Genomic DNA, 22004 nt, shown 5'->3' with positions numbered 1-22004 from the left:
ATAGCGCTTAGCATCCTGTTGTTTGGCGTGCATAAGTAGGTGGCTGATCGGCAGATTGCGCTTGTGTGTAAAGCACATAGCACTGGTCATCTTGCACCGCGCCGTCGTCATCAAAGTCATAGCCAATATAGGTAAAATCGATGCCTTGTTCTTCAAATACCAAGGTGTCGCTAAATTCCACCCGCTTGACGACATCGGTGTTATCTAAGAAAAACCATTTCAACCTCACATCTGGGCTGTCGTCGCTGAGGTCAATGACACCGTCTCGGTTTAAGTCAACATCAATCAGGTCATTGCGCCCGGCCACCCCAGTGGCTCGGTAACTAGGCATCTGCGCCTTCATCTGTATCAGTGTATTCGCCTGTTCGATACTGGTTTGCGCATTGGTTAGTACGGCTATGCGCGCATCATTTTGTAAATTTAAAAATCGCGGTAACACGGTAATACTCAACACCGCCAGAATAACTATCACGATGATGAGTTCAATCAAGGTAAAACCCTTTTGCAAGCGGTGCTTATTAGAGGGGGAACAACAGATGAAGGAATGCATGAAACTGATACCGCGTACAAATACAACCGTGCTATGGTAATGTTTTTTATCGACAATGTCAGCGCTATTTGTATCGTGGAGGGGGAGTGTCTAAGGCCAGTTTGTTCGCCGAACAAGGGTATTATCGGCAATTAATCACCGATGCGCGCCGCACTGAAATTGATGCGTTGCGTGGGCTAGCCATCCTTGGTTTGTTGTTCTTGAATGCCCCTTTTTTCATTTATTTCGATTATGGTTACATCGCACCGCCCGGTACCCATTTAGCCGACTCGCTGCTCTATGGCATACAGGTTCTGCTGCTTGATGGGCGCTTTCGGGGACTGTTTGTGGCGCTCTTTGTGGTGGGGTTAATTGTCCAGTGGCAGCGCCGTGCCACGGACTCGCGCGACGAACCTATGCACTATTTGCGCGTCAGACTCTATTGCTTAGCGGTCATTGGTCTGGTGCATGGGATGCTATTGTGGGCGGGGGATATCTTACTTGGGTATGCCCTTGCCGGGCTGTTGTTAGTGACGATGTTAGATTCACCCGCGAAACAGCAGCTGCGTCAAGGCATACTGTTTATTGTTGTTGGAAGTGCAGTGCTATTGACCTTAAGTGGGTTATACATTGAACCTGCACTCACCTATGACGACGAGCAATACCAAGGGTATCTCAATCAAGACAACTTTCACTTTTTAACTACGCGCTCAAGCAACGCTATCAATATGCTGCTGATGACCTTGGTATCCCTGTTTTCTGTGTTGTGGCTGGAGTTAGGGGCGATGATGTTGATTGCAGCGACATGGCGCAGTGGTTTTTTATCATCGCCTTGGTCACATCAAGTGAAGCTGTCTGTAGGAGCTGGATTGTTGCTCTGCTTACTGCTCAGCGGCATTCATCTTAGCTATGGTAATAGCTTTACGGCAACGCTAAGCCTTATTGCGAACTCCATTAGTGGCACAATCACGGCGGTGATTGCTTTGCATTGGCTCAGTCGTAGACGCCTACGTATGGGTGTAGGGGTTAGGCTGCTTGCGAATGTTGGGCGCTTATCGCTCAGTTGTTATCTGGCACAAAGCGCATTGATGCTGGTCATTACCCATTACTTTGGATTGTATATCGCACAAAACTTTGCGCTAGCGCATTACGCGCTATTGGCCTTTGCCATTATCATTGTGCAATTGCTTGGTGCGAACGCGTATCTGCGCATCTTTACTCAAGGCCCCGTAGAATGGGCTTGGCGCAAAGCGGTAGAGCGATGGCGCTAATACCATCAACATAAACTATACTAAGCGCTAGCCAAGGAGTCCCTGTGAAAAACCATGTTATCTTATTTGCCATCCTTTATGTGTCATCTTGCTTTAGCGCACATGGCGCAATGCGGGTGCTGTTTGTTAACCCATCTACAGCGGGCGACCCTTTTTGGCATAAAGTAGAGACTTTTGCGGTGCAAGCTGCCGGGGACTTGGACATCAATTTAGACATTGTTTATGGCGACGGTCATCGAGAGTTTCAGCATCGAGCCATCGCCCGGTATTTAGCCACTCATCCTGCGCCGGATTATGCGGTGCTTATCAATTACCCCGGCGGCAGTGGTCAGTCTATGCAGTTATTGGAGCAGCACGAGGTTTATTTTGTCACGTTGGAAGAGACACTGTCCCAACAAGAGCGGGAGCTTGTGCAAAAGCCTGGTGAGCGTTTCCATTATTGGTTGGCGGAGCTGTCCCATGACAACCAGCACGCTGGGCAGCAACTCGCTTCTTTTTTGCACAATAAAGCCGTTGAGCAAGGCATAGAGTCACCGCTGGTGGCGGCGATAGGGGGGCACTACGGAGGAGAAACAAACCTGCGTGTGAATGGATTGCGCGACTTTTTAGCAGACCACCAAGGACAACTAGTGCAAGTCGTGCATGGTCGTTGGCAGCAAGAAGTTGCCCGTCAACAAACGGCCAAACTATTACGGCGCTATCCTGAGTTAAGTATCATCTGGTGCGCCTCGGACGCCATGGCGCTGGCGGCTGCACAACAAGCTCAGCAACATGGCAAAGTGGTCAATAAAGATATGTTTATCGGTGGTTTTGATTGGCTGGCCGACTCCTTGAGCGCTATAGCCGATGGTAGGCAAACGGCGTCGGTGGGTGGACACTTTTTGATGGGGGCTTGGGCTTTGGTCAAAGCCTATGATCACCGCTTTTCAGTGTCAAAAAGTAGCACTCAAGAAGTGCGCTTTAAACTGGCAATCGCGCATCAAGGAAACGTCAAGCGCATCCTCCCTTTGGTGGACCCCGATAATTGGCAGCAAATTGATTTTAAAAGCTACACAAGAACCCATAACAGCACACTTGATGAGTACCCCTTCGATGTGCAAAGTATCCTCAATCAACACTTTTAATTCTGATTTTTGTTGGTAACTGCTTTACAATGCGCAGGTGAAAAAGAAGCAACAAGTAGAACTATGAGTCAACCTACGCGCCTTAATAAATACATAAGTGAAACCGGATTTTGCTCGCGCCGTGAGGCGGATGCGCTGATCAGTGCGGGGCGAGTCAGCGTAAATGGTCATGCGCCACAAATGGGCGACAAAGTGACTGATGCCGACACCATTCACATTGATGGTAAAGCGCTTAAAACTAAGCCTAAACGTGTCTATATCGCCTACAACAAGCCAACGGGTATTACTTGCACCACTGAAAAGAAAATAAAAAGTAATATTGTGCGAGCGATTAATTATCCCGAGCGTATTTTCCCTATTGGCCGTTTAGATAGGCCCTCCGAAGGGCTTATCTTCCTCACTAACGAGGGCGATATCGTCAACAAGATATTGCGCTCGGGGAATAACCACGAAAAAGAGTACGAAGTGCGGGTTGATAAGCCCCTAAATCGGCGCTTTGTTGAGCGTATGAGCGCGGGTATTCCCATTCTTGGCACTATTACCAAGAAGTGTAAGGTTGAGCAAACCGGGCCGGATAGCTTTCGCATCATACTGACTCAAGGCCTGAACAGGCAAATTCGTCGCATGTGCGAGTATCTTGGCTATGAAGTAGTTACGCTCAAGCGCACGCGCATCATGAATGTGACATTAGCCGGGCTGAAAAGTGGCCAATGGCGCCATTTAAGTGATGCAGAAATGGCCACTATTAATGATCTAATAGCGGACTCTGGTAAAACCGAAGAGCATTCTAAAACTGAGCACAGTGTGCCCTCTGAGCAACATTCCAATACACCGAAGACTGCACAACAAAAGCGCAAAGCCGTACCTCGAGCTCGCACAGCGCCTGTACACAAGCCAAAAAGTAAGGCAAACAAGCGGGTGAAAGGAACATTGAGGTTAAAGAAATGATGCGCTGTATTGGCCTTGTGCTGCTTGTTTTTATAACCGGTTGCTCGCAATCAGACAAAGTGACCTTGCATGCTGGCGATTCTATTTTAGCGTTCGGTGATAGCTTAACCGTGTCAGTGGGTGCAAAAAACAGCACCTATCCCCAGCAACTCGCTCAGCTAACAGGGCTGGAAGTGATAGCCAGTGGTGTCTCTGGCGAGCAAACAGCGCAGGGCCTTGAGCGCTTTAAACGTGCACTCGACACGCACCAGGTTCAGGCGGTGGTGTTACTTGAAGGCGGAAACGATTTTTTGCGTAACCAAGATAGCGGGCAAACAAAAGCGAACCTAGGCGCGATGATAACGCATGCGCAAAGTAAAGGGATTGCAGTGATCCTTGTGGCGGTGCCGACCAAGTCTTTGTTTTTGTCTGACGCGCCGCTATATCAACAATTAAGCGAGCAGTATCAGGTGGTGCTGGTGGCAGATATACTGTCTGAATTACTAGGCGATAACCGTTTTAAATCTGACGCTATTCATCTTAATGACCAAGGCTATCGACGCCTTGCGTTAGCCATAGCCGATGTAATAGAGGTTGAACGCTAACAAAAAAAGCCAGCTTAAGCTGGCTTTTTAATGACTGCTGGTATTATCCGTTGCGACGGTGGCTGTGTATGGCAAAGAACTTACAATAAAGCACCGGGACCACAACCAGCGTGAGTATGGTGGCAAAGCCGAGACCAAACATAATGGTCACCGCCATGGACTTAAAGAACACATCGAATAGCAGCGGGATCATCCCTAAAATTGTGGTGATAGCCGCCATGGAAACCGGCCTAACCCTGGAAACGCCAGAGTCAAATACCGCCTCGTAAGGGTCTTTACCTGCAGCTAACTCGATATTGATTTGATCCAACAGCACGATACCGTTTTTAATTAACATGCCTGAGAGGCTCAATAGCCCCAGCAGTGACATAAAGCCAAAGGATGCGCCCATGGCCAGCAAGCCAGCGCTGACACCGACGATGGCCAAAGGCACCGTGGCCCAGATCACCAGCGGTTTACGCACTGAGTTAAACAGCAACACGGTGACCGCGAACATCGCTAGATAACCCAGCGGTAGCGAGCCAAAAATGGCTGAGCGTGCTTTGTTGGCAGACTCAAACTCGCCACCCCATTGCAGTTCATAGCCACGGGGCAGGGGAATGGCTTCGATATCGCCACGTACACGGGCGAACAACTTCGCAGGGGTTTCATCGCCAAGTAAATCATGATCCGCCATCACGGTAATGGTGCGCTTACGGTCGCGACGCATGATGAGGGGGTCTTCCCAGCGTACGGTGAAGTCATCCACCACTTGCGTCACTGGCACAAACACGCCTAATACTGGACTGTAGATTTGCAAGTCGCGCAGTGATTCAACGTTTAAACGCTCGTCTTCTGGAGAGCGGGCAATGATTGGCAACAACTGGGTGCCATCACGATAGAGTCCCACTTTCTTACCCGACACACTGGTGAGCAGCAACTCGTCTAAATCCGTTTTACTTATTCCCAAACGGCGGGCTTTTTGCTCATTGAGCTGTGGGCGGATGAGCTTTGTGCGGTGGCGCCAATCATCGCGAATGTGAAAGGCTCCGGCGTCACTGGCGAGAATTTGCTTCGCTTGCTCAGCCAGCTGTCTTAGCACCACAGGGTCGGGGCCAGAAAAGCGTGCTTCGATTTTGGCATCGGTCGATGGCCCGATTTCCATGCGTTTGAGCTTTAGCTTGGCATCAACAATATGATTGCGCTCGTAGTCACGCACCTTAGCTATCATGGCCAATACAGCTTCTCGGTCCTTTACCCGAACAATGAGCTGACCATAAGCAGGGTATTGTTTTTCTGGCGCATAAGTGAGCATAAAGCGCGGGGCCCCTTGACCTATGGTGGCGGTGACCTCCTCAACCAACTCCTGCTCGAGTAAGAACTGCTCGAGTTTGGCGATACCTTTGCTGGTGGTGCGAATATCAGCGCCCTGATAATGCCAATAATCTATGTAAAACATGGGCGTGTTAGAGGCGGGGAAGAACGACTGTTTGACCGATTTAAAGCCCACCACCGCGCCGACTAAAAGGATCAGCATTAATACGATAGTGGTTTTGCCGTAATGCATGGCATGGCGCAAGATAAACTTATAGCCACTAAATAAAAACCCTTGGTAGGGATCTTCATCGCCTGCTTGGGCTTGGTTTTTGTTCTTTGGAGTGCGGAACATCACATCAGCAAAGAACGGCGTAAGGGTGATGGCGGTGATCCAGCTCAGTAATAGCGAGATCATCAACACCCAAAATAAGCTGCCGGCAAATTCACCACTGGCATCCGAGCTCAGGCCAATGGGGGCAAAGGCGGTAATGGCAATAACCGTAGCCCCAAGCAAGGGCCATTTGGTTTGGTTAACGATATTGACAGCTGCCTTTAGTTTGCTTTGCCCACGCTTCATATTAATAAGAATGCCTTCGGTGATCACAATGGCATTATCCACCAACATCCCTAGTGCGATGATCAACGCCCCAAGGGAGACGCGTTGTAGGTTGATATCAAAGAGCACCATAAAGATAAAGGTGCCGAGCACGGTGAGCAGCAAAATACCACCAATTAAAATACCGCTTTTAACCCCCATAAACAGCAGCAACACCACGATAACAATGGCCACCGCTTCGACCAGGCTGATAATAAAACTGGACACCGACTTGTCGACTTCTTGCGGTTGGTTGTAAATGGCGGCGACTTCCATGCCATGGGGGCGCTGATACTCCAGCTCCGCTAAATGGGCATCGATACGTTGACCAACGTCTACGACATTGACGTTGCTGGCAAAAGAAAGACCAATTAATAATGCCTGTTGTTGGTTGTAGCGCACCATATGCGAGGGTACTTCAGCATACTCGCGATAGACCTTGGCGACATCGCCGAGGTAGATGAGCTCGCTGGCACCGGGCTTAGAAATAAGCACATGTTCAAGTTCAACAACATTGTCAAACTCGCCAGTGGGATGCAGGCGAATAGACTCGCCATCGACCATGACGCGACCGGCATTAGAAACGGTGTTTTGCGCTTGCAACAGGGAAAATATGCGCTCAGGACTGAGCCCCAGTTGCGCGAGCTTATGGGTCGACACCTCGACAATCACTTGGCTTTGCTGCTCGCCGGCTACGGTGACTTTGCCAACGCCATCGACCAGCACCAATTCTCGCTTGAGAAAATCAACATAGTCTTTAAGCTCATCATAGGAGTAGCCATCACCGGTCACTGCAAGGGTAACACCATACACATCGCCGAAGTCATCAATGACTTGACTGGGGTACACCCCTGGCGGCATAGATGCCGAAACATCATTAATTTTGCGGCGTAGTTCATCCCAAATTTGCCTTAGGTCCTCTTTGCGATAGGTGCTTTTCATCTCCACCGTAATCTGGCTTTTGCCGTTAGAGGAAATGGAGGTGACATAGTCGACGTAGGGCAATTCTTGAATCGCATTTTCGATTGGGTATGTTACTTCTTCTTCTACCTGCTGCGGTGAGGCCCCAGGGTAGAGGGTAATCACCATGGCTTTTTTCAGAGTAAACTCTGGGTCTTCTAACTGTCCGAGAGAAAAGTAAGAGACCGTTCCCCCAATGAGCAGGAACAGCGCAAACATCCAACTAATAACTTTGCGTTCAATGGCAAATGCAGCAAGATTCATTTATAGGCCTCGCTCTTTTTGCCACGGGCGCACCTGCATCCCTTCTTTGAGATAGTGTACGCCTGCGGCCACCACTTGCTCGCCGCTATTTAGGCCTGAGCGTATCTCTAGTCCGTCTCGGTGCATTTGCCCCACCTCGACCTGGCGTTTATGCACGGCGTTATCCTTATAAATCCATACATAGCTGTTGTTCGCTAGGCCTTGCTGCGAGTCAGAAAAGACCGCTTCCACCGGAATTTTATGCCATGACTCGGCATTTCCGGTTATTTTACTGATATCAATATACACATGGCCGCTCATCCCCGCTAACAAGTTAAAATCTTCGGGCACGGGTAATGAAAATACCACCTTGTAGGTGAGCGTAGCAGGGTCGGCTTGGGTGTCGTATTCTTTGATGGTGAGCGTATAGGCCTTATCTGGATAGCCGTCAAAGATCACCGTGGGTTGATACAAGGTATCCTTGTTGACGCGGGCCACCAACTTCTCGGGTACTTGGATAACTACGTCCATTAAATCTCGGGTTTCTAAGCGCAAAATATTTTGCTTTGCCTGAATGTTTTCAAAATTCTTAACGAATACTTTGGCAACGGTACCGGCGAAAGGCGCCCTTAACTCTGAGTTGTCTAAGTTAGTTTTAGCAATATTGAATGCCGATTCGGCAACTCGGGCGTTGGCGACTGCCTCATCGAGTTCTGCTTGGCTGGCAATGTTACGCTCATAAAGTGTTTTTACGCGCTTTAGCTGCGACTGAGCCAGGTCATAACGGGCCTTGCGCTCTTCATACTGTAGCTGGAAATCTTCAGGGTCGAGCTTAGCGAGTAGCTCACCTTTTTCCACTTCCTGACCCGCTAACACGGGAAATTCTATGAGTTCTCCATTGACACGAAAGGCTAAGTAGGAGCCTTGGTGGGCGACTACTTCAGCAGGAAAGCTACGCATAACCTTTTCATCAGCGTGACCCACGGTAAAGAGTTTAACCGGCCTGATGGGTGGCTTTTTATCGGTTTTGGGTTGCTCTTGTGAGCACCCCGTTAGTGAAATCATCGCGAGCAAGACTAATACGAATAGACTGCGAGACATGAATGAGACTCCCTGTGAATAGTGTGTATGTATGCCAGTATAAGAGCACGCTGGTGCGTTAGCTTACTTTGCCGTAGACTAAAATAAAAATTATAAATTACTTATAACTTCATAAGGTAATGTTATGAAGCTGGAATGGCTAAAAGTACTTGATGTGTTATCTCAGTGTCGCTCGCTCAGTGAGGCGGCAAAGCGTTTACATAAAACTCAGCCGGCGCTGACGATGATGGTCAAGAAAATAGAGCAGAGCGTCGGTTTTGCTGTGGTCAATCGTGAAGGTTATCGATTTTCACTCACTGAACAAGGCCAGGCGTTTTGTCGGCGTGCTCAATATGTGCTGCGCGATATGGACGAATTGAGTGAGTTCTCCAGCGAGCTCGCCAACGGTAATGAGCCAAAGTTTCGCATCAGCTACGAGCAAGTGTGTGTTGGCGAAGAGCTCAGTATTTTGCTGCGCGATTGCTATCATGCCTTTGCTCACACCGAGTTTGAGATTGACAGTGGTCGGCGATTCACCGCGCTAGAGCAAGTTAATAGCGGTAAAAGTGATTTAGGGATTGGCCCCTGGTTTGATATTTTTCACGCTACCGGCGACTTAGAAAGTTTGCCGCTTGGAGACATTGAAGTGGGTGTTGTGGCTTCACCGGAGCTTATTCAACAAACTCAGATAAGTTACCGAGAGCTTCAAAGTTACCCCTGTGTGGCGATGTTTGAAAGTGATCTGCATTTCGAAAGTGGGCGGATGCCGTTTTTAAATCAAGCGGCGATGATGAAACTCGACGATATATTCGCGCTGCGCTCCATGTTGCTTGCAGGGGCGGGCTGGGCCTTAATGTGTCTCGATTTGTGTCAACAAGAAATAGCGACCGGGCAACTGCAAGTGATTCATCTGAGCGATAGGGAGCACGCGTTCCGTGCGCAGATTCGTGCGTTTCGCCGACATTCCCGTCATCACGGCCCGGTAGCTCGACATGTGTGGGCAAAGTTGCAGGATATAGCCCATGGATAAAGCCGCGATGATTTATCAAGTGGTCGCTGCCATTCCTAAGGGTAAGGTATGCAGTTATGGTGAAGTGGCCAAACGAGCTGGCTTACCTGGCTATGCCCGCTATGTGGGCCATACCCTGAAAAACTTACCCTCTGACTCTCGCTTGCCTTGGCATCGGGTGGTAAACAGCCAAGGCAAAATATCGTTTGCGCAAGGCAGTGATGGGTTCACACGACAACAACAAGCACTGCTTGGCGAAGGCGTGCTTGTAATCGACGGGAAGGTCAATATGCGCTGTTTCGCTTGGCATATCTAACAGCGAGTGTGTGTTATTGGCAACTAAATAATGTATAGGTAAATGGCCAAAAAGTGGCAGGTACAGGCAACCAGCACGAATAGATGCCAGATGGCATGGCTGAGATGGCGATGTTTGGCGCTGTAAAATAAGGTACCCACACTGAATAATACCCCACCCAATACCAACAACCACATCGCGCCACCGGGCAGTGCAAGATAAAGTGGATAGATAAACGCAAGTGCTATCCACCCCATCACCAAATAGGTGGCCAAAGAAATTCTCGGTCGCGGGATTTTTGCAGTTAATTTGAATATCACGCCAAATAAAGCCAACCCCCAAATAGCAAACATGCCTATCCAGGCCCAGTATCCGCCTAGCGCAAGTAATAAAAAGGGCGTGTACGTACCGGCAATTAATAGGTAGATGGCACTGTGATCAAGCTTTTTCAGGACGCGTTTGGCCTTGTCACTTACACTGGCGTGGTAAAGGGTTGAACTGACGAACATTAAAATGAGGCTGGCACCGTATACGCTGGTCGCTACCACAGCGGTTATGGATTCGCTGACGAGCACCATAGCAACCAAGGCCACAATAGCGAGTAAGGCACCAAGACCATGGCTTAACCAGTTTAACTTTTCTTCAAACGGGGAATAACCACTTACTTGCATCTGTTTTAACTCATTATTACTTGCTTCGACGAACCAACTATAACTGTTCAGCGTACACATGTACACCCAAATAAAAGTGTTAATTCGGAACAAAAACTCGGTTGGTTTAAATCGCTAATTGCAGTGTGAAAAAAGCTAAGAAATAGTTTTTATTTTATATGGCTAATTTAGTACTTCGCCTGTTGTAAAATAAAAGTCCAGTTATTACAAGGGGTTAAAAAATTTGTTGGTTCTGGCACAACCTTTGTAATAGATGATGCGACTAATTAAACAATACCTTAACAACAGGAACATCATCATGAAAACGTTAACCAAGGCAACAATTCTGACTTCCGCTTTATTTGTAAGTTCAATGGCAAATGCGAACTCTCTCACTCAAGAAATTGAACAGGCTGTTCGCTCTGCTGCAAACGAAGCGTATTCATCGCTCATCCAGTCACAGAAACAGGCACTACGTGATGCAACTCAGACGTTATTTTCCGAGCAGCGCCAGGCATCAGATAAAGCGTCTGATAAAACGAATGCGAAGGAGCAGGGTGATGACGCTTAATTTTGCCTTACTAGGGCTTATGCTGCTACCCGTAGCAAGTTTGTTTGGTACCTACCTAGGCATTAGTGTCTGCCGTAATTTCGGTTGGTGGGGAGAGTAGTTGTCCTCACCCTAACTATTTCATTGGCTATCTGATCGGCATTAACAGACATGACGTAGTATACGCACTACTCACCGTCCTAGGATTATTATGAAGTATGCCGTGTTCCCTCTGCCGCTGGTGTTGTTGCCGCAGGGCGTGACCAAGCTCAAAATTTTCGAGCAGCGATACATTCACATGGTAAAAGAGTGTCTGCGCGAACAACGCGGCTTTGTTATCACCCCATTAGCCAAGGAAAATGACGACCAGACAAGCGAATTTGGTTGCCTAGTTAAAATTATCGATTTTGACCAAGACCCGACAGGCCAGTTGTTGATCACTGTGCAAGGTGAAAGCCTGATGCGCATAGATAACATAACCTACCTCGATAACGGCTTACGCTATTGTACCCACCCCACTGAAATAGAGACTGCGACGGTGCCTGAGGTTGAACTTACCGATTTGGCGCAGGCGTTAAAATGGGTGTTAGACAATAACCCAGAGCTCAAATGCCTATATGATTGCCCTAACTACGACGATGCCAAGTGGGTTGCCTATCGCTGGTTAGAGATATTACCTGTTGATTATAATCAAAAAAAGTTAATAATCCGTGATCACAACTTTGAACAACTGCTCGACTTCCTCCATACTGTAATTAATTTCAGCGAGCGATGATCTATCGCGCCACTCCTTGCGTAAATCTCACAAATAAAAGCATTACTGAGGCAGCCAATGGGATTGCAAAGCGTGTTAGACAAGCCGTGTAACAAGTCTCCGCAGCAAAGTATTGCACCAAGCGGTGGCAATCAAAGCAAAGGAAGAAACATGGGCAGTGAAACTGAGCATTTGTCAGATGCGTTAGTGCGCGTCGCAGAGCATCGGGACAGAAGCGCATTCGCAACGCTGTTTTCTTATTTCGCACCAAAGATAAAACGCTTTGGCATTAAGCAATACAACAACGAAGCGTCGGCGATGGAGCTGGTGCAAGACACCATGACGTCAGTTTGGCGTAAAGCTCACCTTTACCATCCGAGTAAAGGCGCGGCGACGACTTGGGTTTATACCGTAATGCGTAATGCATCTTTCGATGCGCTGCGCAAAATGCGCAGCAATAAAGAAGATACCCTAAGCGAAGATATCTGGCCGTTGGTGCAGCATCATGAAGAAGAGCAAGAAGTGTTTGGCGATCATCTACAGAGTCAACTCTTGCAGCAGCATATAGACAAGCTTCCCATCGCCCAGCAGGAGGTGGTTAAGGGAGTGTACTTTCAAGAAATGTCGCAAGAGCAACTTGCGAAGCAGTTAGGCGTACCAGTTGGAACCGTAAAGTCGCGGCTAAGATTGGCGCTCTCAAAGCTAAGAAATCATCTGGGAGCAGAGCATGATTAAATTTCACCCGAACACACAGTTGTTAGAACAACATGTGCTTGGCGCATTGCCAGCTTCGCTGAGCGTGGCAATTTCAGCTCACCTTGAGCTTTGCGATGACTGTTGCGACACCGTCGCAGCATTAGAGCAGCGCATTGGTGAACAAACGTTTACAGATGACGCCGGTGAAGAGCTCACCGGGTCACAAGAGTTGCTTGATGCGCAGATGAGCGCCATGCTCAGTGATATTACTGCAGATACAGACGTCGATGATTTTGCCATTCAAAGCGCAAAGCAAATATCCGTTGGTGATAGAAACATCACGTTACCACGTGCATTGAGTCATGTGGGCATGTCGAGATTTGTTCAGGCCGGCAAGCTCGCGCGTTCGCGGCTGGAGCTTGATGAGGGCAGTATCCGCACTAGCCTATTGTACATTGCTCCAGGGGGGACTATTCCCGAGCATACGCACACAGGTTTTGAGTTGACGCTATTGCTTGATGGCACCTTTACCGACGAAGAAGGAGAGTATCAACCGGGCGATTTTATATGGCTTGATCATAAGCACGACCATACTCCTTACACCGAACAGGGGTGTTTGTGCTTGGCAGTAGTCAATAGTGCACTACACTTCAATAAAGGCTTGAGTAAATTGCTGAACCCCATTGGCGAGCTTATATATTAATGGATAAATCGTTGAAAATAGGTATTAGCGCGTGTCTTACCGGCGAAAAAGTTCGCTTTGACTCTGGGCACAAGCGCTCTAACTTTTGCATGGATGAGCTGGCAAAGCACGTGCAGTATGTGCCTTTTTGTCCAGAAGTGGCAATTGGTTTACCCATTCCTAGGCCGACCATTCGCCAAGTGCGAAAAGACGACGTGATAACCGTGTGTCGCCCTGATGGCAGTGGCGAGGTTGGCAACGACCTTAAAAACTACGGACAGCAGGTGGCACAGAATCAGGGCCAACACCTCGATGGGTTTATATTCTGTGCTAAAAGTCCTAGCTGTGGCATGGAACGAGTCAAAGTCTTTAATGAAGCAGGGACGGGCAATACATCAGAGGGTGTAGGCTTTTTTAGCGCCGAAATAATGAAGGCTAATCCGCTACTCCCTTGTGAGGAAAATGGCCGACTCAATGACATGCACCTGCGCGAAAACTTTGTTATGCGGGTTTATGTTTATCATAGCTGGCGCAAGCTGCGTGAGTCAGGATTAAGCGCTCATCGGTTGACTACTTTTCACTCTTTGCATAAATACCTATTGATGAGTCACAACTATCAAGCCTACCGTGATTTAGGGCGGTTGCTCGGCGGTATCGAAGGGGATGACATCGAAGCTATTGCCGATGAGTATATCCTTGGCTTAATGAATGCGTTGAAAAAGCCTGCGTCGCGCAAAGCACATACTAATACCTTGATGCACTTGCAGGGGTATTTCAAACAGCACCTCGGTAAAGAGGAAAAGCAAGAATTACGTGCGGCAATCGAAGACTACCGCCAGGGGCTTGTGCCTTTATATGTGCCGCTAACATTATTGCGTCACCACCTTACGGTGCATCCAAATCCTTATTTAGCGCAACAAGTCTACTTTAATCCCCACCCAAACGATTTAAAGCTGAGGTATGGTATTTAAATGAGTTCATTGTTCTGGTTTCGGCGCGACTTGCGCCTTTATGCAAACGAAGCTTTAATTGAAGCATTAAACAACGGCGCAAAAGACGCCGTTTTCTTTGTCTGCGAGAAACAGTGGCAACGGCACGACATGGCGCCCATTCAACGGGATCTCATGCTGCGACGTGTCGATTATTTGGGTCAGCGCCTGAGTGAGCACGGTATTCGCTTGCACGTATTGGATGTTGATAAATTTAGTGACATACCCGCATCGTTACAAGGGTTATGTAACAGCTTGAGCGTCAAGCATGTATATGCCAACCGCGAATATGAAGTGAATGAACGCCAGCGTGACAGCCAATGTGCGCAATTAGCTCTTGAGTTTCATTGGTTTGATGGCGATGTAATTGCCCCGCCAGGCTCGGTGTGTACAAAAAGCGGTGACATGTTTCGCGTGTTTACCCCATTTAAGCGTCAATGGCTAAAGCAGTATGAGCAAAGCCACTTTTCATTGCCGTCATGGCCGTCGTTACATAACGCGATAAAGTGGCAGACGCCTCGTTGTTTGCAAAGTGACGGTGAATCGCAAAAATGGCCGGTTGACGATGACTCACTAAGCGCGATTGTTGAGCGCTTTATTGACGATAAGCTCACCACTTATGAACAGCAGCGAGACTTTCCAGCGAACAAAGGCACCTCCGGGTTGAGCCCATACTTGGCACTCGGAATAATCAGCGTTAAACAACTGCTCGTTAACGTACAGCAGCGCCACCCTGATATTTTGCAAAGCGCAAAAAGTTACCTCTTTAGTTGGGTCAACGAACTGATTTGGCGAGAATTTTATCGCCATCTTATTGTTGCTTATCCGCGTTTATGCAAACACGCTAACTTTAACGCCAAGTACGACGCCGTGAAATGGCGTGAAAGCGATAAAGATTTTAACGCTTGGTGCGAAGGAAGAACGGGTTACCCTCTGGTGGATGCAGCAATGCGACAATTAGTGCAAACAGGTTGGATGCACAATCGCCTACGTATGGTGGTGGCAAGCTTTCTGACCAAGCATTTACTCATCGATTGGCGCGCTGGTGAGCAGTTTTTTATGCGTCACCTGATTGATGGTGACTTGGCGTCAAACAATGGTGGATGGCAATGGGCGGCAAGCACCGGCTGTGACGCGCAGCCTTACTTTCGTATTTTTAACCCGATAACGCAAAGTGAACGTTTTGATCCAGATGGCGAATTCATCCGTAAGTACCTACCAGAGTTAGAAAAAGTGCCTGCTAAGCAGATCCACTTTCCGCACCAATATCTAGCAGCAACTCAAAGCAACAGGTATTGGCCAGCGATAGTTGATCATAAAGCGGCACGCGAACGTGCCTTAGCACGATTTAAGGTGGACGATGAATAACGCGCTCGAGCAATTTGTGTCAGTTTATCAGCGTTTGGATAAGCATAACCTAGACTTGCTGCATGAAGTTTATGGCGAAGCCATTCATTTCCAAGATCCCCTTCATGAAGTTAAAGGGTTGCAACAACTAAGGCGATATTTCGCCAACATGTATGCCAATGTTAATCACTGCACATTTGATATTAGCCAACAATTTGCTTTTGATAATCATGCATTCTTGTATTGGACCATGCGCTTTTCACACCCCAAGTTAAATGGTGGCAATGAGGTCTCGGTTGCAGGGCACAGCTTTTTGCAATTTGAACAAGGTAAAGTCATCCACCATCGCGATTACTTTGATGTAGGCGCTATGTTATACCGACATATCCCTTTGCTTGGCAAAGTAATCAAGCTCGTTGACAACAAAGCAGGGAGTTAGGCTATGAAAGTATTAATCACAGGGGCGACATCGGGTATCGGTGAAGCTCTGGCTAAGCGCTATGCGCAGCAACACGATGTTATAGCGTGTGGGCGAGACGAACAGAAGCTTAAAGAGTTAGAAGACAGTCAAGGCCAAGGGCGTATAAAAGGATTATCGTTTGATGTCACCGAATTAGAGGCTATAAAATCAGCCACCACTGACATAGACGAGCTTGACTTGGTGGTGCTCAACGCCGGTAACTGCGAATACGTTGATGATGCACGTCATTTTGACAGTGCATTGTTCGAGCGCGTTATTACCATCAACCTTCTGAGCCTTGGTTATTGCCTTGAGGCGCTGTTGCCGAAACTTAAATCCGGTGCCCACCTCGCCATTGTCTCCTCCAGTGTCACATATTTACCACTGACGCGGAGCGAGGCATATGGCGCATCGAAATCAGGCGCGACTTATTTGGCAAAATCCTTGGCTGTGGATCTCAAAGACATTGACGTGAGCGTTATCCACCCTGGTTTTGTGAAAACGCCATTGACCGATAACAATGACTTCCCTATGCCCATGGCCGTCAGTGCAGAGCAAGCCGCTGAATACATGTATAAGGGGCTGCAAAAACGGCGCAAAGAGATTCATTTTCCAAAAAGATTCACATTTATTTTAAAACTGCTGCGCGTGCTGCCTTGGCCGCTGTGGCGCAAAATTGCAAAAGGAATGGTGCGGTGAAGAAAATCGCAGTAATAGGTAGTGGTATCGCGGGCCTCAGTAGTGCCTATTTGTTGAGTAAAAAGTATCATGTTGATGTTTTCGAAAAGAACGATTACATCGGTGGCCACACCGCCACAGTGGATGTTGAGGTCGGCGGACAGCAACACAGTGTCGATACTGGTTTTATTGTTTTTAATGATCGCACCTATCCGCGTTTTGAAAAGTTGCTCGCTGAAATTGGCATAGGTCGCAAGCCTACACAAATGAGCTTTAGCGTGCACAACGTGGACACAGGCTTTGAATACAATGGCCATACATTGACCACTTTGTTTGCCCAGCGTCGCAATCTATTGCGACCGAAGTTTTGGCATTTGTTGTGGCAAATAGTCCGTTTCAACCGGTTGTGTAAGGACCTTTATCACAGCGGCGAATATAAGCAAGGCGACACCTTAGGTCACTTCCTTGATAGGCATGGGTTTAACGATTTCTTCCGCAATCATTATATTTTGCCTATGGGGGCGGCGATTTGGTCAACGTCGATCAAAAAGATGCAAGACTTTGGCATCGAGTTTTTCATCCGCTTCTTTTACAACCATGGCCTGTTAGATATTACCAATCGTCCGCAGTGGTATGTGATCCCAGGCGGTTCTCGTGAATACATCGGTCCGCTAACGAAACCCTTTAAAGATAATATCTACCTAAATGCGAATATAGAAAAGGTGTTTAGGCACCCAGATGGCGTGACGATTCATATGCAAGGCGGTGAGATTTACCATTATGACGCAGTGGTGTTTGCGTGCCACTCTGATCAGGCCCTTGCGTTGTTAGGCGATGCCACCGAAAGCGAGCAGCAAGTGCTGGGCGCGATGCCTTATACTGCCAACTCTGTTGTTCTACATACTGATACTAGCTTGTTACCTGAGCGTCGTGCAGCGTGGGCGAGCTGGAATTATCGCCTTGATAACAACACCGAGCAAGCCGCAGTTGTCACTTATCAAATGAATATCCTCCAAGGTTTGCACAGCAACCCACCGTTGTGTGTGACTCTCAATTGTGATGACGCTATTGATGATAGTAAGGTGCTGCGCCGTTTCACTTATCATCACCCTGTATTCAACAGCGACAGTATCGCCGCGCAACAACGCCGAGATGAGGTAAACCTCGCAGCCACTTACTATTGCGGCGCATACTGGTACAACGGTTTTCACGAAGATGGCGTGCGCAGTGCTGTAGATGTAGCCAAAGCGCTAGGGGTCGACTTTGAGCACTGAAACCGTGCAGGAACCGCTACTGACCCAGGGGTGCGCGATCATGCTTGGCGATGTGCGTCATCGGCGTTTTGAGCCCGTTTTTCATGGTTTTAATTACCCACTGTACATGATGTGGGTAGATACTCAGCACCCAGAGCAGCTTGATGGCATACACCCTTTGGTTGGGACGCATGGCTGGAAGGTGCTGCGGTTTAACCAAGGCGATTACTTGCGTGATGAGCACGGCTCGCTGTTTGAACGCGCTGTGCTTAAAGCACAGCAACTGGGCGTAGAGCAAGAGATAGCCCAAGTTTACATGTTGGTGCAGCTGCGCTGTTGCGGTATTTACTTTTCTCCGGCCAATTTTTACTTTTATCGTTATCGTGATGACAGCGATTTCAGTGTCATGGTTGCCGAAGTGAGTAATACTCCTTGGAATGAGCGCCACTATTATTTAGTTGATTTACAAACTAAAGTGAACTTTAAAAAGCAGTTTCACGTATCGCCTTTTATGAATTTGGATATGCATTACCATTGGCGAGTGAAAGCCAAAAACCGGGCGATGCTTATCCATATTGAGAACAAACGCCAGCGGCAGAAATTATTTGATGCCACCATGCGATTGCAACACCAAGGGTTAGAGCGTCGTGCGTTCACTAAGGTGTTGCGGCGTTTTCCTATAATGACACTGAGTGTCATGCGCGGGATATACTGGCAAGCATTAAGGTTATTGTTAAAGCGTGTGCCGTTTTACGCTCACCCAGGAAAGAAAGATGGATAGAGTTACCCAAGTAGAAGCAAAAAAATCAATCAGTTGGAAGTCTCAGATCGCTAAACGCTTTGTCTTGGCAGCAATGAGAACCTTAGAACACGGCTATGTAGAAATGCATTTTCGTGGTCAGAGCTATCAGTTTGGCAATAACACCTCTTCGCTTAGAGCTCGTGTGGATATAAGCGATGCACGTATGTTCGATGCGTTTGCCTTTGGCGGCAGTATTGGTGCGGCGGAGTCCTTTATCGATGGCCATTGGCAATGCGATAACTTGACGGCCTTGGTGGAGATTTTTGTTCTCAATCAAGACCAGCTCGATGAATTTGAAGGTCGCTTCGCCTTTTTCAGCGCAATCGCATACCGACTCAAGCATTTGCGTAATCGTAACAGCACGCAAGGCTCCAAAAGAAACATTGTTGCTCATTATGACTTGGGCAATGAATTATACGAGTCGTTCTTAAGTGATGAAATGCTTTACTCCTGTGCCGTTTATCCTCAAGCAGATGCAACCCTTGAGCAAGCGCAGGCACATAAATTAAAACTGATATGCGAGCGTGTACAGTTGGCCGATGGCGACCAGGTTGTCGAGATTGGCACAGGGTGGGGCGCCTTTGCTATCTATGCCGCTACCCACTATGATGTCCATGTAACGACTACAACCATCTCAGATCAACAACATGCCTATGTGCAGCAAAAAATCGCGCAGCACGGCTTAGAAGATAAAATTACCCTATTAAAGAAAGACTACCGACTGCTTGAAGGACACTACGACAAGCTTGTCTCTATAGAAATGATTGAGGCGGTAGGTCATGAGTACCTCGGTGAGTTCTTCAGCAAATGCAACAGCCTTCTAAAGCCCAGTGGTGCCATGCTTATTCAGGCTATCACCATTAATGACCAGCGCTACAGTAAATACGTAAAAGAAACTGACTTTATTCAACAGTACATCTTCCCTGGCGGGTGTTTGGTGTGTGTTGATGAAATGAGTAAACATTTGCGTAAAAACACAGACCTGGTCATGCATGAATTACATGATATTGGCCTTCATTATGCTCGGACGTTAGCTGATTGGCGCGCTCGCTTTGAAAAGGCATGGCCGCAATTGCAAGGAGCTAAATTCAACAGCGCCTTCTATCGCCTTTGGTTGTATTATCTGGCTTATTGCGAAGGGGCATTTCGCCAGCGGGCAATTAGCACTGTGCACTTAAGTGCGCGTAAGCAAGGCTTCAACGGCGGTGATGATCATGTGGCGCTTAGCTACTAATTTTATTTTGTTTCAAAGCTGCTGGTGGGCAGCTTTTTTTTGGCAAAACGATGCGTTGCCAATGATGGCGGCGCTGATTGTGATGATGCTTGCGCTCTCTGATAAGCGCAAGCAAGACATACTGTTACTTGCCAGTCTCCCCATTGCTTTATTACTCGAAACGAGTGCCGCGCAATTTGCGCTACTGCAATTTGAAGGCGCTTGGATACCCTGGTGGCTCGTCTTGTTATGGGTTTCCCTTCTGCTCACTATCAATCATTCATTGCGGTTCATTACGCGATTGCCGCTGTGGCAATGCTTTTTCTTATGCTGGGTGTGTGCACCATTTAGCTACCTAGGTGCTGCTCGCTTTGACGTGCTGTCAACGCCCTTGCCTTGGTGGCAATTCTACCTTGTATATGGGCTGCTCTGGGCCAGTGCTTTTACCGTGATTATTGTGATCAATCGCCTTGCAGGGCGCGTAGAAGATAATACCTAGTTATTACGGATGATTTTTCATGAAATACCTTCCTATCATTATGGCATTGACCCTGGGTGGTATGGCGCCATCACCGGCGTGGTCACAGGTCTCCTTCAAGGCGGTTGGTGAAGGGGTTATGAGCTATATGTTCTGGGACCTATACCGCGCTAAGTTAGCAACGACCGATGGCGACTATCAAGCCGGAGAGCATCCAGTGCGCTTGACCCTCACTTATCTCAGAGATATAGAAGCAAGCGACATCGTCAAAGCTACATTTGATCAGTGGCGACACCTTGATAAGGCGCAGTACGTCAGTGAATATGGCGATACATTACAAGGCTTATGGCCGGATATCACAGAAGGGGATTCATTGGCTTTTGAGACCAATGAGCAGGGCGTGGGTACTTTTTATTATAACGGTGAAAAGTTACAAACCATCGAGCAACAGGCTTTTAGCGAAGCGTTTTTGGCAATATGGTTGTCGCCGAACACCAGCGAGCCAAAACTACGTCAGAAGTTAATAGGAGCAAGTGAATGAAGTCATTACGCGTTTATTTAGGTGTGTTTGTATTGGCGATATTGACTGCCTGTTCGGCCTCCATCGAGGATTATGAAGGAACTGAACCAAAATTTGATTTTAAACAGTTTTTTTCCGGTGAGTTAGTTGCCTATGGCATAGTGCAAGATTACTCAGGCGAGGTCACAAGGCGTTTTCGCGTTGATATGCAGGCCTCATGGCAGGGAAACAAGGGCGTTATTCACGAGCAGTTCTATTATCAAGACGGCGAGCAGGACACCCGTGTATGGCGCATAGAGCTGGGTGAAAATGGCACTCTTACTGGGACCGCCAATGATGTGGTTGGCACCGCGCAAGGGGTAACCAGAGGCAGTGCCTTCAACTGGAAGTACACCCTCGAAATTCCTTATGACGGCGATACCATGACGGTAGACCTAGACGATTGGATGTACCTTGTCACAGAATCTAGGTTGATCAACCGCACCGCAATTGATAAGTTGGGATTGGAGGTCGGCGAAATCACGCTGGTGATAGAAAAACGCTAAAACTCTGTGCCTAAGGGCTCTCCAGAGGAGAACTTTTTCAGAAAATGTGTGATTTGCGGTTGCCAAGTCAGTAAAAATGCATAATGATAGATTTGCTAAGGCAAAAAAATAACGAATAGGAATCAAACAATGAACAAAGCTCAATTAGTCGAAAAGATCGCCAATGATGCAGAAATTTCAAAAGCAGCGGCGAGCCGTGCACTGGACGCGTTCACAGGTGCGGTGACTAACTCTTTGAAAGATGGTAACTCTGTCGCGCTAGTAGGCTTCGGTACTTTCTCAGTTAAAGAGCGTGCAGCTCGTACCGGCCGCAACCCTCAAACAGGCGCAGAAATCCAAATCGCTGCTGCGAATATCCCAAGCTTCAAAGCGGGTAAAGGTCTGAAAGACTCAGTAAACTCATAATCAGTTTACTAACAATTGTGAAAAAAGGGCGGTTTCGCCCTTTTTTAC

General features: G+C 47.9%; 25 protein-coding genes. 21 read left to right on the top strand and 4 right to left on the bottom strand.

Annotation, left to right across the window (positions count from 1 at the left end; all coding sequences use genetic code 11):
- Window positions 1-7: 7 nt before the first annotated feature.
- Window positions 8-550 (bottom strand): prepilin-type N-terminal cleavage/methylation domain-containing protein, encoded by a 543-nt coding sequence (locus MHM89_RS04940; protein ID WP_239408246.1) that lies wholly within the window; start codon window positions 548-550, stop codon window positions 8-10.
- A gap of 86 nt (window positions 551-636) precedes the next feature.
- On the opposite strand from MHM89_RS04940, the gene MHM89_RS18890 reads away from it, so the two are divergent.
- The 4 genes from MHM89_RS18890 to MHM89_RS04920 all read left to right on the top strand — a co-directional run bounded on the left by MHM89_RS18890 (window position 637) and on the right by MHM89_RS04920 (window position 4456).
- Complete coding sequence (locus MHM89_RS18890; protein ID WP_239408245.1) at window positions 637-1800, top strand: DUF418 domain-containing protein; 1164 nt, start codon at window positions 637-639, stop codon at window positions 1798-1800.
- Window positions 1801-1844: 44 nt separating this feature from the next.
- Window positions 1845-2924: an ABC transporter substrate-binding protein gene (locus tag MHM89_RS04930; protein WP_239384550.1), complete on the top strand. Its 1080-nt coding sequence runs from the start codon at window positions 1845-1847 to the stop codon at window positions 2922-2924.
- A 63-nt stretch (window positions 2925-2987) separates the two neighbouring features.
- A complete protein-coding gene (gene rluF, locus MHM89_RS04925; RefSeq protein WP_239408244.1) occupies window positions 2988-3872 on the top strand; it encodes a 23S rRNA pseudouridine(2604) synthase RluF in 885 nt (294 codons plus the stop codon).
- Window positions 3869-4456: a GDSL-type esterase/lipase family protein gene (locus tag MHM89_RS04920; RefSeq protein WP_239408243.1), complete on the top strand. Its 588-nt coding sequence runs from the start codon at window positions 3869-3871 to the stop codon at window positions 4454-4456. The genes rluF and MHM89_RS04920 overlap by 4 nt, the downstream gene beginning before the upstream one ends.
- A 43-nt stretch (window positions 4457-4499) precedes the next feature.
- Here the strand turns inward: MHM89_RS04920 and MHM89_RS04915 are convergent, their stop codons facing one another.
- Both MHM89_RS04915 and MHM89_RS04910 read right to left on the bottom strand, forming a co-directional pair.
- Window positions 4500-7571: an efflux RND transporter permease subunit gene (locus tag MHM89_RS04915; RefSeq protein WP_239408242.1), complete on the bottom strand. Its 3072-nt coding sequence runs from the start codon at window positions 7569-7571 to the stop codon at window positions 4500-4502.
- On the bottom strand, window positions 7572-8651 hold the full coding sequence (locus tag MHM89_RS04910) for an efflux RND transporter periplasmic adaptor subunit (protein WP_151174181.1): 1080 nt from the start codon (window positions 8649-8651) through the stop codon (window positions 7572-7574). It lies immediately after the preceding gene.
- 124 nt (window positions 8652-8775) lie between these two features.
- Between MHM89_RS04910 and MHM89_RS04905 the strand changes: the two genes are divergently transcribed.
- Window positions 8776-9660 carry a LysR family transcriptional regulator gene (locus MHM89_RS04905; protein WP_045979956.1) on the top strand — a complete coding sequence of 295 codons (885 nt, stop codon included), beginning with the start codon at window positions 8776-8778 and terminating at the stop codon, window positions 9658-9660.
- Entirely contained in the window at window positions 9653-9955 is a 303-nt protein-coding gene (locus MHM89_RS04900; RefSeq protein ID WP_138548267.1) for an MGMT family protein, read from the top strand. The genes MHM89_RS04905 and MHM89_RS04900 overlap by 8 nt, the downstream gene beginning before the upstream one ends.
- Window positions 9956-9978: 23 nt before the next feature.
- Here the strand turns inward: MHM89_RS04900 and MHM89_RS04895 are convergent, their stop codons facing one another.
- Window positions 9979-10605 carry a hemolysin III family protein gene (locus tag MHM89_RS04895; RefSeq protein ID WP_026111382.1) on the bottom strand — a complete coding sequence of 209 codons (627 nt, stop codon included), beginning with the start codon at window positions 10603-10605 and terminating at the stop codon, window positions 9979-9981.
- A gap of 298 nt (window positions 10606-10903) precedes the next feature.
- On the opposite strand from MHM89_RS04895, the gene MHM89_RS04890 reads away from it, so the two are divergent.
- From MHM89_RS04890 to MHM89_RS04820, 15 genes are all read left to right on the top strand, one after another.
- Window positions 10904-11155 (top strand): hypothetical protein, encoded by a 252-nt coding sequence (locus tag MHM89_RS04890; RefSeq protein ID WP_022946802.1) that lies wholly within the window; start codon window positions 10904-10906, stop codon window positions 11153-11155.
- Window positions 11156-11345: 190 nt separating this feature from the next.
- The gene (locus MHM89_RS04885) at window positions 11346-11909 is read left to right on the top strand and encodes an LON peptidase substrate-binding domain-containing protein (protein WP_239408241.1); all 564 of its coding nucleotides are present in this window, start codon (window positions 11346-11348) and stop codon (window positions 11907-11909) included.
- Between the two features lie 150 nt (window positions 11910-12059).
- Window positions 12060-12623 (top strand): sigma-70 family RNA polymerase sigma factor, encoded by a 564-nt coding sequence (locus MHM89_RS04880; protein ID WP_045980206.1) that lies wholly within the window; start codon window positions 12060-12062, stop codon window positions 12621-12623.
- On the top strand, window positions 12616-13287 hold the full coding sequence (locus tag MHM89_RS04875) for a ChrR family anti-sigma-E factor (protein ID WP_022946806.1): 672 nt from the start codon (window positions 12616-12618) through the stop codon (window positions 13285-13287). Before MHM89_RS04880 ends, MHM89_RS04875 begins: the two co-directional genes overlap by 8 nt.
- A complete protein-coding gene (locus tag MHM89_RS04870) occupies window positions 13287-14237 on the top strand; it encodes a DUF523 and DUF1722 domain-containing protein (RefSeq protein WP_239408240.1) in 951 nt (316 codons plus the stop codon). Before MHM89_RS04875 ends, MHM89_RS04870 begins: the two co-directional genes overlap by 1 nt.
- Window positions 14238-15623: a deoxyribodipyrimidine photo-lyase gene (gene phrB / locus MHM89_RS04865; RefSeq protein WP_239408239.1), complete on the top strand. Its 1386-nt coding sequence runs from the start codon at window positions 14238-14240 to the stop codon at window positions 15621-15623.
- On the top strand, window positions 15616-16041 hold the full coding sequence (locus tag MHM89_RS04860) for a nuclear transport factor 2 family protein (protein ID WP_239408238.1): 426 nt from the start codon (window positions 15616-15618) through the stop codon (window positions 16039-16041). The genes phrB and MHM89_RS04860 overlap by 8 nt, the downstream gene beginning before the upstream one ends.
- 3 nt (window positions 16042-16044) lie before the next feature.
- On the top strand, window positions 16045-16761 hold the full coding sequence (locus MHM89_RS04855; RefSeq protein ID WP_053909394.1) for an SDR family NAD(P)-dependent oxidoreductase: 717 nt from the start codon (window positions 16045-16047) through the stop codon (window positions 16759-16761).
- The gene (locus MHM89_RS04850; protein ID WP_239408237.1) at window positions 16758-18014 is read left to right on the top strand and encodes an FAD-dependent oxidoreductase; all 1257 of its coding nucleotides are present in this window, start codon (window positions 16758-16760) and stop codon (window positions 18012-18014) included. The genes MHM89_RS04855 and MHM89_RS04850 overlap by 4 nt, the downstream gene beginning before the upstream one ends.
- 40 nt (window positions 18015-18054) lie before the next feature.
- A complete protein-coding gene (locus MHM89_RS04845) occupies window positions 18055-18774 on the top strand; it encodes a DUF1365 domain-containing protein (RefSeq protein ID WP_239408486.1) in 720 nt (239 codons plus the stop codon).
- Window positions 18767-20029: a cyclopropane-fatty-acyl-phospholipid synthase family protein gene (locus MHM89_RS04840; protein ID WP_239384533.1), complete on the top strand. Its 1263-nt coding sequence runs from the start codon at window positions 18767-18769 to the stop codon at window positions 20027-20029. Before MHM89_RS04845 ends, MHM89_RS04840 begins: the two co-directional genes overlap by 8 nt.
- The gene (locus tag MHM89_RS04835; RefSeq protein ID WP_239384531.1) at window positions 20010-20507 is read left to right on the top strand and encodes a DUF2878 domain-containing protein; all 498 of its coding nucleotides are present in this window, start codon (window positions 20010-20012) and stop codon (window positions 20505-20507) included. Before MHM89_RS04840 ends, MHM89_RS04835 begins: the two co-directional genes overlap by 20 nt.
- 19 nt (window positions 20508-20526) lie before the next feature.
- Window positions 20527-21027 (top strand): chalcone isomerase family protein, encoded by a 501-nt coding sequence (locus tag MHM89_RS04830; RefSeq protein WP_045979967.1) that lies wholly within the window; start codon window positions 20527-20529, stop codon window positions 21025-21027.
- The gene (locus MHM89_RS04825; RefSeq protein ID WP_239408236.1) at window positions 21024-21551 is read left to right on the top strand and encodes a DUF3833 domain-containing protein; all 528 of its coding nucleotides are present in this window, start codon (window positions 21024-21026) and stop codon (window positions 21549-21551) included. The genes MHM89_RS04830 and MHM89_RS04825 overlap by 4 nt, the downstream gene beginning before the upstream one ends.
- Window positions 21552-21680: 129 nt before the next feature.
- Window positions 21681-21956, top strand: a complete 276-nt coding sequence (locus MHM89_RS04820; protein WP_022946817.1) for an HU family DNA-binding protein — start codon at window positions 21681-21683, stop codon at window positions 21954-21956.
- Window positions 21957-22004 lie beyond the last annotated feature (48 nt).

It is taken from the genome of Pseudoalteromonas sp. CNC9-20 (assembly GCF_022347875.1).
Taxonomy (GTDB): domain Bacteria; phylum Pseudomonadota; class Gammaproteobacteria; order Enterobacterales; family Alteromonadaceae; genus Pseudoalteromonas; species Pseudoalteromonas ruthenica.
The sequence above is the reverse complement of the archived record's forward strand: the minus strand, read 5'-3'. Positions and strand labels throughout refer to the sequence as shown.

Coding starts and splice junctions, on each gene's coding strand:
- MHM89_RS04940 (WP_239408246.1), bottom strand. CDS start 550: ATGCATTCCTTCATCTGTTGTTCCCCCTCTAATAAGCACCGCTTGCAA.
- rluF (WP_239408244.1), top strand. CDS start 2,988: ATGAGTCAACCTACGCGCCTTAATAAATACATAAGTGAAACCGGATTT.
- MHM89_RS04920 (WP_239408243.1), top strand. CDS start 3,869: ATGATGCGCTGTATTGGCCTTGTGCTGCTTGTTTTTATAACCGGTTGC.
- MHM89_RS04915 (WP_239408242.1), bottom strand. CDS start 7,571: ATGAATCTTGCTGCATTTGCCATTGAACGCAAAGTTATTAGTTGGATG.
- MHM89_RS04910 (WP_151174181.1), bottom strand. CDS start 8,651: ATGTCTCGCAGTCTATTCGTATTAGTCTTGCTCGCGATGATTTCACTA.
- MHM89_RS04905 (WP_045979956.1), top strand. CDS start 8,776: ATGAAGCTGGAATGGCTAAAAGTACTTGATGTGTTATCTCAGTGTCGC.
- MHM89_RS04900 (WP_138548267.1), top strand. CDS start 9,653: ATGGATAAAGCCGCGATGATTTATCAAGTGGTCGCTGCCATTCCTAAG.
- MHM89_RS04895 (WP_026111382.1), bottom strand. CDS start 10,605: ATGCAAGTAAGTGGTTATTCCCCGTTTGAAGAAAAGTTAAACTGGTTA.
- MHM89_RS04890 (WP_022946802.1), top strand. CDS start 10,904: ATGAAAACGTTAACCAAGGCAACAATTCTGACTTCCGCTTTATTTGTA.
- MHM89_RS04885 (WP_239408241.1), top strand. CDS start 11,346: ATGAAGTATGCCGTGTTCCCTCTGCCGCTGGTGTTGTTGCCGCAGGGC.
- MHM89_RS04880 (WP_045980206.1), top strand. CDS start 12,060: ATGGGCAGTGAAACTGAGCATTTGTCAGATGCGTTAGTGCGCGTCGCA.
- MHM89_RS04875 (WP_022946806.1), top strand. CDS start 12,616: ATGATTAAATTTCACCCGAACACACAGTTGTTAGAACAACATGTGCTT.
- MHM89_RS04870 (WP_239408240.1), top strand. CDS start 13,287: ATGGATAAATCGTTGAAAATAGGTATTAGCGCGTGTCTTACCGGCGAA.
- phrB (WP_239408239.1), top strand. CDS start 14,238: ATGAGTTCATTGTTCTGGTTTCGGCGCGACTTGCGCCTTTATGCAAAC.
- MHM89_RS04860 (WP_239408238.1), top strand. CDS start 15,616: ATGAATAACGCGCTCGAGCAATTTGTGTCAGTTTATCAGCGTTTGGAT.
- MHM89_RS04855 (WP_053909394.1), top strand. CDS start 16,045: ATGAAAGTATTAATCACAGGGGCGACATCGGGTATCGGTGAAGCTCTG.
- MHM89_RS04845 (WP_239408486.1), top strand. CDS start 18,055: ATGCTTGGCGATGTGCGTCATCGGCGTTTTGAGCCCGTTTTTCATGGT.
- MHM89_RS04840 (WP_239384533.1), top strand. CDS start 18,767: ATGGATAGAGTTACCCAAGTAGAAGCAAAAAAATCAATCAGTTGGAAG.
- MHM89_RS04835 (WP_239384531.1), top strand. CDS start 20,010: ATGTGGCGCTTAGCTACTAATTTTATTTTGTTTCAAAGCTGCTGGTGG.
- MHM89_RS04830 (WP_045979967.1), top strand. CDS start 20,527: ATGAAATACCTTCCTATCATTATGGCATTGACCCTGGGTGGTATGGCG.
- MHM89_RS04825 (WP_239408236.1), top strand. CDS start 21,024: ATGAAGTCATTACGCGTTTATTTAGGTGTGTTTGTATTGGCGATATTG.
- MHM89_RS04820 (WP_022946817.1), top strand. CDS start 21,681: ATGAACAAAGCTCAATTAGTCGAAAAGATCGCCAATGATGCAGAAATT.